This is a genomic window from Streptomyces sp. NPDC037083, from assembly GCF_055606485.1.
Map to the genome: position 1 here is coordinate 306896 of NZ_JBVJSQ010000013.1, position 9485 is coordinate 316380.

General features: G+C 70.0%; 8 protein-coding genes. 5 read left to right on the forward strand and 3 right to left on the reverse strand.

Annotated features, from left to right (window positions below; genetic code table 11):
* Window positions 1–2: 2 nt before the first annotated feature.
* Window positions 3–524: a hypothetical protein gene (locus ACZ7DE_RS31295; protein ID WP_470767091.1), complete on the reverse strand. Its 522-nt coding sequence runs from the start codon at window positions 522–524 to the stop codon at window positions 3–5.
* Window positions 525–1063: 539 nt separating this feature from the next.
* Here ACZ7DE_RS31295 and ACZ7DE_RS31300 point away from each other — a divergent pair.
* Both ACZ7DE_RS31300 and ACZ7DE_RS31305 read left to right on the forward strand, forming a co-directional pair.
* Window positions 1064–1855 carry a SigB/SigF/SigG family RNA polymerase sigma factor gene (locus tag ACZ7DE_RS31300; RefSeq protein WP_470767062.1) on the forward strand — a complete coding sequence of 264 codons (792 nt, stop codon included), beginning with the start codon at window positions 1064–1066 and terminating at the stop codon, window positions 1853–1855.
* A gap of 298 nt (window positions 1856–2153) precedes the next feature.
* Window positions 2154–2957: a VOC family protein gene (locus ACZ7DE_RS31305; RefSeq protein WP_470767065.1), complete on the forward strand. Its 804-nt coding sequence runs from the start codon at window positions 2154–2156 to the stop codon at window positions 2955–2957.
* Window positions 2958–2970: 13 nt separating this feature from the next.
* Here ACZ7DE_RS31305 and glgX read toward each other — a convergent pair whose 3' ends face one another.
* Both glgX and ACZ7DE_RS31315 read right to left on the reverse strand, forming a co-directional pair.
* Window positions 2971–5088, reverse strand: coding sequence for a glycogen debranching protein GlgX (gene glgX, locus ACZ7DE_RS31310; protein WP_470767067.1), 2118 nt, complete (start codon window positions 5086–5088; stop codon window positions 2971–2973).
* Between the two features lie 35 nt (window positions 5089–5123).
* Entirely contained in the window at window positions 5124–5633 is a 510-nt protein-coding gene (locus tag ACZ7DE_RS31315) for a pep a2 (RefSeq protein ID WP_470767068.1), read from the reverse strand.
* 294 nt (window positions 5634–5927) lie between these two features.
* Between ACZ7DE_RS31315 and ACZ7DE_RS31320 the strand changes: the two genes are divergently transcribed.
* From ACZ7DE_RS31320 to treS, 3 genes are all read left to right on the forward strand, one after another.
* Window positions 5928–6227, forward strand: a complete 300-nt coding sequence (locus tag ACZ7DE_RS31320; protein ID WP_470767071.1) for a DUF5133 domain-containing protein — start codon at window positions 5928–5930, stop codon at window positions 6225–6227.
* 74 nt (window positions 6228–6301) lie between these two features.
* The gene (locus ACZ7DE_RS31325) at window positions 6302–8257 is read left to right on the forward strand and encodes an alpha-1,4-glucan--maltose-1-phosphate maltosyltransferase (RefSeq protein WP_470767073.1); all 1956 of its coding nucleotides are present in this window, start codon (window positions 6302–6304) and stop codon (window positions 8255–8257) included.
* A gap of 32 nt (window positions 8258–8289) precedes the next feature.
* Window positions 8290–9485: maltose alpha-D-glucosyltransferase (gene treS / locus ACZ7DE_RS31330; RefSeq protein WP_470767075.1), on the forward strand; the 1196-nt coding region annotated here is incomplete at its 3' end.

The following is a 9485-nucleotide window of genomic DNA, read 5'->3' on the forward strand; positions in this document are numbered from 1 at the left end:
CGTCAGGCGGTGCCCTCTTCGGCCTGGTCGCGCAGGAAGTTGCTCACCTGGCGGGCCAGGCTGTCGCGTCCCGCGCCGGTCTGGGGGCCGCCGGAGCCCTCGTGCAGTCCGATGCCGCCCGTCCACAGCCGGCGGTCGGCCCAGTCGTCGTCGACGCGCAACTGGATCTGGACGTCCACCTGGCCGAGGGACGCCTCGGGTCCCGCCGCGTACAGCACGGCGGTGGCCCGGCGCAGCGGATAGACGTCGAAGCCCTCGATGAACTGCGAGTTGCGCCAGTCGATGAACGCGCTCTCCCCGTCGGGTCCGAGCCGCACGTCGATCTGGCCGTCCTCGAGGTGGATCGTGGAGTGCGAACCGCCCCTGTTCTCCACGGTCACCCGCAGGCAGAAGTAGGTCAGCCCCTCGGCGGCGTCGTCGCGCCCCCGTGGCGGCTCGCTCTGCTCCAGGCGGTGGACGCGGACCCGCAGACCGGCATACTCGTCGTACTCCAGCCAGTCCCCGACCACGTTCGGCTCGTACACAGTCCACCTCTCGACTTCCACCGGCTGCTTCCTATCCGTGCGCCGATCGCACTGTCAAATGAGCAGAATGCGCTGTGGCCAGGTGATTCACACCGTTTGATCGCTGATCAAGCCGTGCGCAGGCACAATCGGCGAGCGTTCCCCGAGGGGCTTTCCGGGGGCGTGCCGTACATCACGTCTCCGGCCAAGATCAACGCGCCGGCCGTCCGAGGAGCGAGAAGGCGACCTCGGTGCCATGCGACCCCGGGCCGGTAGGCCCGCGTCCGGTCGCCGCCGGACAGTCGTCGGAGCGGCCGACAGCCGTCGGAGCGGCCGGAGCGGTCGTCGGTGGTTCCGCAGACAAGGACGTCATGGGGTAAATCGGGTAAAACTGTTTTAAGGCACCCGACCGAGGGAATCTGGACAGAAGTGCTTCGGACAGGAGGCACGTCCGTGGGGCCGCCGCACGGCAGGTCCCGGGTGTGTCCCCGAAGTGTCTGAGTGCGGTTTCCCACGGTGTTCCCGTTTCATCGGCAACCCTCCCGAGGGAGGCGCGCGTGATGCGTACCACCGTCCGAACCAAGCAGCACCCCCATGACGACGCCCCGGACACCACCGAGGCCTTCGTACGGCTCACCGGGCTGCCCGCCGGGCCCGAACGCCAGGCGCTCAAGGACGAGCTGATCCGGCTCTGGCTGCCCATGGCCGAGCGGATCGCCGTCCGTTTCCGCGGGCGCGGCGAGGCCCTCGAGGACCTGTACCAGGTCGCGGCCCTGGGGCTGGTCAAGGCCGTCGACCACTACGACCCCGAGCGCGGCCGCGCCTTCGAGGCCTACGCGGTGCCGACGATCACCGGCGAGATCAAGCGCCACTTCCGCGACCACATGTGGACGCTGCACGTGCCCCGCCGGGTGCAGGACCTGCGCAACCGGGTACGGCACGCCGTGAAGGAGCTGTCCCAGACCGGTCTGGGCCACCCGCCGACCGTCGCCGAGATCGCCGCGTTCACGCAGCTCACGGAGGACGAGGTGCGCACCGGCGCGGAGGCGCTGGAGTGCTTCTCCGCCCTGTCCCTGGAGGCGGAGCTGCCCGGCACCGACGGCTACGCCCTCGAGGACGCCCTCGGCGACCCCGACCCCGGCTACGACACCGTCGTCGACCGGGTGGCCGTCGCGCCGTGTCTGCGGGCCCTGCCGGAGCGCGAGCGGACCATCCTGTACCTGCGGTTCTTCGCCGGCATGACGCAGAGCCGTATCGCCGAGCAGCTGGGCATCTCTCAGATGCACGTCTCCCGGCTGCTCAGCAGCTGCTTCGCCCAGCTGCGCGCGGAGATCTCCGCCGACGCGAACTGACCCCCGCCTCCCCGGCGGCCTCACTCCAACGGAGGTGCGCCGGGGATCGGGGGGCCGGGCCGATCCAGGAGGTGCGCCGACGTCGGGCCGATCTCCCGGCCGTCCGCCGATCGCCCTCAGCGTCGGCGGCGTTCCCTTTTCGGCGCGAGGATCCGGGCCGTTTCACCACCGGACTCGCGCGGTACTCGTCCCACCCCTCCCCTCGTGCCACCGGGCTCTCGGCAGGCGGCCGGGACCGTTGCGGCCGGACACTGGTGGCAGACCTCCCCACCGGCGACAGACCAGGAACGCGAGCGCCATGAACCATCACCCGACCTCCGCCCCCGGCACCCGGGGAGCCGTCTCCACGCACTCCGTGTTCGGCGCCCCTTGCTGGGTGAGCCTGACCAGCCGCGACCTGGAGGCCACGCAGGACTTCTACGGCGCCGTACTGGGCTGGAAGTGGCGCCGTGGGCTGCTCGGCGACCATTTCCGCACGGCCCTGGTCGGCAACGTCCCGGTCGCGGGGGTGGCCGCCGTCGCCGCGATGTGGCAGATGGCGGTCGCCTGGACGCCCTACTTCGCCGTGCCCAGCGCCGACGACGCGGCCTCCCGGGCGCGCGAGCGCGGCGGGACCGTGGCCGTGGGGCCGATCTCCCTCCCCCCGGGCCGGGCGGCCCTGCTGGCCGACCGGGACGGGGCCACCTTCGGCATCTGGGAGGGCGAGCTGATCGGCAACTGGGAGGCCTGGCGGCAGGCGGCGCCCGCCTTCGTCAGGCTCCACACGCGCGACGCCTTCGACTCCGCCATCTTCTACGGCGAGATCCTCGACTGGGCGACCGACAGCCCCGGCTGCTGCGAGGTCCACTACGAGGCCGGCGAGGTCGTGCTGCGCAGCCGGGGCGACGTGGTGGCGCGGATCGAGTCGGGCGCCCTGGAGGCAGCGCCCGACCCCACCATCCGGCCCCACTGGCAGGTCCACTTCGCCGTGGCGGACGTGACGGCCTGCGCACGGGCGGCGGAGAAGCACGGCGGCAGTGTGCTGGTCGAGAGCGATCACGAGGCGGTGCTGCGGGATCCCGACGGCGCCCAGTTCACGGTGACCTCGCGCCGCCAGCGCTGAGCCCCTTGGGCCCTCACCGGGAGCGGAGCGGGGGCCGGGACAGCACGAGCAGGCTGCGGGCCTGCAGGGTCACCTCCACGCCCGCCTTGTGCTCGGTCTCGTAGGGGCCGCCGTCGGGCTCCACGGTGTCGGCGCACACCGTCCAACGTTCGCCGTACGCGGCGCCGGGCAGCCGGAAGACGACCGGTTCCCAGAACCCGTTGAACAGCAGCAGGAACGAGTCGTCCACGACGGGCCGGCCGCGGGGGTCCGGTTCGGCGATGGCGTCGCCGTTGAGAAAGACGCCGACGCTGTGCGCGTCGGGGCGCTGCCAGTCACGGGCCCTCATCCGGCGTGCGTCCGGCCGCAGCCACACCAGGTCGGGCAGCGGCCGGCCGGCGCGGGTGACGGTCTCGCCCCGGAAGAAGCGGCGCCGGCGCAGTACGGGGTGGGCGGCGCGCAGGGCGACGAGGCGTCGGCAGAAGTCGTTGAGGGCCCGCTGCTCGTCGGTCAACCGCCAGTCGACCCAGGAGACTTCGTTGTCCTGGCAGTAGGCGTTGTTGTTGCCCCGCTGGGTCCGGCCGAACTCGTCGCCGTGGGACAGCATCGGGATGCCCTGCGACAGCAGCAGTGTGGCCAGCAGGTTGCGCTGCTGGCGGGCACGCAGTTCGAGGATCGCGGGGCGCTCGGTGGGGCCCTCGGCGCCGCAGTTCCACGAGCGGTTGTCGCTCTCGCCGTCGCGGTTGTCCTCGCCGTTGGCCTCGTTGTGCTTGTCGTTGTACGAGACGAGGTCGCGCAGGGTGAAACCGTCGTGCGCGGTGACGAAGTTGACGCTGGCGCGCGGGCGGCGCCTGCTGTGCGCGTACAGGTCGGAGGAGCCGGTCAGGCGGGAGGCGAACTCGCCCAGCGAACCGGGTTCCGCCCGCCAGAAGTCGCGGACGGCGTCGCGGTAGAGGCCGTTCCACTCCGACCACAGCGGCGGGAAGTTGCCCACCTGGTAGCCGCCCTCCCCGACGTCCCACGGCTCGGCGATCAGCTTGACGCGGCTGATCACCGGGTCCTGCTGGATGAGGTCGAAGAACGCGGACAGCCGGTCCACCTCGTGGAACTGCCGGGCGAGGGTCGCCGCGAGGTCGAAGCGGAAGCCGTCGACGTGCATCTCCGTGACCCAGTACCGCAGTGAGTCCATGATCAGCTGTAGGACGTAAGGGTGCCGCATGAGCAGGCTGTTGCCGGTGCCGGTGGTGTCGTAGTAGTGCGACCAGTCGCCGTCCACGAGCCGGTAGTAGGAGGCGTTGTCGATGCCGCGGAAGGAGAGGGTGGGGCCCTTCTCGTTGCCCTCGGCGGTGTGGTTGTAGACCACGTCGAGGATCACCTCGAGGCCCGCCGCGTGCAGCGCCTTCACCATGGCCTTGAACTCGCTCACCTGTTCACCGCGGGTGCCACCGGCGGCGTACGCGTTGTGGGGCGCGAAGAAGCCGATGGTGTTGTAGCCCCAGTAGTTGGACAGGCCCCGGTCGGTCAGCACGCCGTCCTGGACGTACTGGTGGACGGGCATCAGCTCGATCGCCGTGACGCCCAGCGAGGTCAGGTGCTCGGTCACCGCGGGGTGGGCGAGCCCGGCGTAGGTGCCGCGCAGCTCGGGCGGTACGTCGGGGTGCGTGCGGGTCAGGCCCCGTACATGGGCCTCGTAGACCACCGTGTCGGCGTAGAGGTGGCGCGGTGGTTCGTCGTCGCCCCAGTCGAAGGCCGGGTCGGTGACCACGCCCAGAAGGGTGTGTCCGGCGCTGTCCGCGGGATCGGGCCGCTCACCGGCCCGCTCGAACAGGGAGGCGTGGTTGTCGATCTGGCCGTCGACGGCACGCGCGTAGGGGTCCAGGAGCAGCTTCGCGGGGTTGCACCGGTGGCCCGACGAGGGATCCCACGGCCCGTGGACCCGGAAGCCGTAGCGCCGGCCGGGGCCGATCCCGGGCAGGTAGGCGTGCCAGACGAAGCCGTCGACCTCGGTGAGCGGGACCGTGCGCGCGGCGCCGTCGTCGTCCACGAGGACGAGGTCGACGTGTTCGGCGACCTCGCTGAACAGCGCGAAGTTGGTGCCCTGCCCGTCGAAGTCGGCGCCCAACGGGTAGGGGCGCCCGCTCCAGGCGGGCACCCCTGCGCTCCGGCGCGTCCGGCTGGGGCGCGAGGTCACCGGGCGGCCTCCAGCACGCGCTCCTCGTCCGCGGGGGCGGCCACGTCGGCCACCACGAGGGCGCGGGGCACCTGGAGCCCCTCCCGCAGGCTGGGCGACGGCGCGGTCGGCACGAGGGGCACGCGCTCGCCGGCGCGGGCCCGCTGGGAGAACCAGATGACCTTGCTGCCGGTGTCGGTGGCGCAGCAGCCCCAACCGTCGCTCATGACGGCGATGCGCTCCAGGCAGGCGCGCAGGTCCTGGTCGGGCCGCAGATGACGGTCGTCGCCCCCGATGGCGGTTATCAGATGCTGGCCGTTCCACCACATCTCGATCGACGTGTGCTTGTCCTTCGCGTGTTCGTCGATGGCCTGCAGCAGCATCTCGGCGCCGCGGCACACGGGCTCGACGAGCGTCTCGAGGTCCCAGTACTTCAGATGAGCGGCCAGGATGCGCCTGACCTGTCCGACCCGTTCCGGACTGACGTCCACGTCGAGGTGGTAGTAGCAGGGGACTGCGGTCTTCATCGTCGTTCGCTCCTCACCGGCGAGGCTCACACTCCTCCTCGGCCCGACGGGCCGGGGTCCCCGACACGAAGCGTGAGCGGTAATCGCTTCAGAGTCACAACCACAGTGGGGCTGCTACGCCATTCGTGCAACACGAGCACACCACAATCAAGATCCAACAGGACGTTGGGTGATGCGCCGTGCACCATAAGTGAAGGCCTCGGGAGGTTGGACGCTCTCGCGCCTCTGCGGAAAGGGCCGACCCGCTCGTCTCGAGCGGCGCACCTCCTGAACTCCCGAAAGGTGGCCAGCGCGATGCTGCAACCAGCGAAGACCGAAGTCGCCAGAACCCTGCGCAGTTACCGGGCCTGGGAGCGGGCCATGCTCGCGCATCCCGGCGACCGCTCGGCGCGGGCCGCCTTCGAGGACTGCGGGTACACCCTGTGCGTGCTGATGGGCAAGCGCTGCGCACGGGAGGCGGCGGACGCCGCCGAGCAGTATCTGCGGGCCGGTACCGACGCCCGTCGCCGGGAGCGCAGGGGGACGAGCCGCAGGAACGGCGTCGCACGGATCTCGACCACGCCCTCCCTTCCCCGCATGCCCGCGGAGACGTAACGCCCGCGACGGGTGCGCGCGGGTCGCCCAACACCGGGCGAGCAAAACCAATTTCAGTCAGCGGAGGTGCAAAGGTGAAGTCCACCAGGGCGATCGGCCGTATCCCGGTCAGGGACGTCGAACCGCGCGTGGAGTGCGGAAGGCGGCCGGCGAAAGCCGTGATCGGGGAGACGGTGCGGATCTCCGCGACGGTGTTTCGCGAGGGCCACGACGCCATCGGCGCCAATGTGGTTCTCAAGAGCCCGGACGGCGGCAGAGGGCCCTGGACACCGATGCGCGAACTCTCGCCCGGCAGCGACCGCTGGGGCGCCGATGTGACCCTGGACGCCATGGGCCGCTGGACCTACACCGTGGAGGCCTGGAGCGACCCGATCACCACCTGGCGCCGTCACGCGGACATCAAGATCCCGGCGGGGATCGACGTGGGTCTGGTGCTGGAGGAGGGGGGCCGGCTCTACGAACGAGCGGCCGCCCGGGCCCCGCGCGGGCCGGAGCGCACCCTGCTGCGGGACACGGCGAGGAAACTGCTCGACGACTCGGCCCCGGTGGCCGAACGCTACGCCGCCGCACTGGCGCCGGAGGTGGAGGCCGTCCTCGACCGGCGTCCGCTGCGGGACCTGGTCACCGCCTCGGAGCCGCTGCCCCTGCTGGTGGAGCGGGAAAGGGCTCTTTACGGGGCCTGGTACGAGTTCTTCCCCCGCTCCGAGGGGACGCCCGAGCGCCCGCACGGCACCTTCCGCACCGCCGCGCGCCGGCTGCCGGCCATCGCCGCCATGGGCTTCGACGTCGTCTACCTGCCGCCGATCCATCCGATCGGCACGACATTCCGCAAGGGCCGCAACAACACCCTCGACCCCGGCCCGGACGACGTGGGGGTGCCCTGGGCGATCGGCTCGCCGGAGGGCGGCCACGACGCCGTCCACCCGGACCTCGGCACACTGGACGACTTCGCCTGGTTCGTGGAGCGGGCACGGGACCTCGGGATGGAGATCGCCCTCGACTTCGCCCTGCAGTGCTCCCCCGACCACCCCTGGGTGCAGAAACACCCCGAGTGGTTCCACCACCGGCCGGACGGCACCATCGCCTACGCCGAGAACCCCCCGAAGAAGTACCAGGACATCTATCCGATCGCCTTCGACGCCGACATGGACGGCCTCGTCGCGGAGACCGTGCGCGTGCTGCGGCACTGGATGTCGTACGGGGTGCGGATCTTCCGGGTGGACAACCCGCACACCAAGCCGGTCGTGTTCTGGGAGCGGGTCATCGCGGAGGTCAACGCCTCCGATCCCGACGTGATCTTCCTGGCCGAGGCGTTCACCCGGCCCGCCATGATGCACACCCTCGGCCAGATCGGGTTCCAGCAGTCCTACACCTACTTCACCTGGCGCAACACCAAGCAGGAACTGACGGAGTACCTCACCGAACTCTCGGGGGAGGCCGCCTCCTACATGCGGCCCAACCTCTTCGCCAACACCCCCGACATCCTGCACGCGTATCTGCAGCACGGCGGCCGGCCCGCCTTCGAGATCCGCGCCGTCCTGGCCGCCACCCTGTCGCCGACCTGGGGCCTGTACAGCGGCTACGAACTGTGCGAGAACACCCCCCTGCGCGAGGGCAGCGAGGAGTACCTCGACTCGGAGAAGTACCAGCTCAGGCCCCGTGACTGGGAGGCGGCCGAGCGGGAGGGACGCAGTATCGCCCCGCTGATCACGAAGCTCAACGAGATCCGGCGGGCGAACCCGGCCCTGCACCGGCTGCGGAACCTCCGTTTCCACGGCACGGACAACCCGTCCGTCATCGCGTACAGCAAGCGGACGGGTTCGAACACGGTTCTGGTGGTCGTCAACCTCGACCCCCACCACACCCAGGAGACGACGGTGTCGTTGGACATGCCGCAACTCGGCCTGGACGACGGCGCATCGCTGTCCGTGTACGACGAACTGACAGGTGAGACATACGCCTGGAGCAGGACGAACTACGTGCGCCTGGAGCCCGGCCGGACGCCCGCCCACGTGTTCCACGTCCGGTGACCCGCACCGCCGATCGGAGGCTCCAGACCGCCATGACCGTCAACTCGCCCGTTCCGGACACCTTCGAGGACACTCCCGCCAAGGACCGCGATCCCGACTGGTTCAAGCGTGCCGTCTTCTACGAGGTCCTCGTCCGCTCCTTCCAGGACAGCAACGGCGACGGCGTCGGCGACCTCAAGGGCATCACCGCCAAACTCGACTACCTGCAATGGCTCGGAGTCGACTGCCTCTGGCTCCCGCCCTTCTTCAAATCACCCCTGCGCGACGGCGGATACGACGTGTCCGACTACACCGCCGTGCTCCCCGAATTCGGCGACCTCGCCGACTTCGTCGAATTCGTCGACGCCGCCCACCAACGCGGCATGCGCGTCATCATCGACTTCGTGATGAACCACACCAGCGACCAGCACCCGTGGTTCCAGGAATCGAGGAAAGACCCCGAGGGACCCTACGGCGACTACTACATGTGGGCCGACGACGACAAACAGTACGCGGACGCCCGCATCATCTTCGTCGACACCGAGGTCTCCAACTGGACCTTCGACCCCGTCCGCAAGCAGTACTTCTTCCACCGCTTCTTCTCCCACCAGCCCGACCTCAACTACGAGAACCCCGCCGTGCAGGAGGAGATTTTGGCGGCCCTCCGGTTCTGGCTGGATCTCGGAATCGACGGCTTCCGGCTGGACGCGGTGCCCTATCTCTACGCGGCCGAGGGCACGAACTGCGAGAACCTTCCCGCCACGCACGCGTTCCTCAAGCGGGTGCGTCGTGACATCGACGCGCACTATCCGGACACGGTGATCCTCGCCGAGGCCAACCAGTGGCCCGAGGACGTCGTCGACTACTTCGGCGACTACGCCTCCGGCGGCGACGAATGCCACATGGCGTTCCACTTCCCCGTCATGCCCCGCATCTTCATGGCCGTCCGCCGCGAATCGCGCTACCCCGTCTCCGAGATCCTCGCCAAGACCCCGGCCATTCCCGCCAAGTGCCAATGGGGCATCTTCCTGCGCAACCACGACGAGCTCACCCTCGAAATGGTCACGGACGAAGAACGCGACTACATGTACTCGGAGTACGCCAAAGACCCCCGGATGCGCGCCAACATCGGCATCCGCCGCCGGCTCGCCCCACTCCTGGACAACGACCGCAACCAGATCGAGCTGTTCACCGCCCTGCTGCTGTCCCTGCCCGGCTCGCCGATCCTCTACTACGGCGACGAGATCGG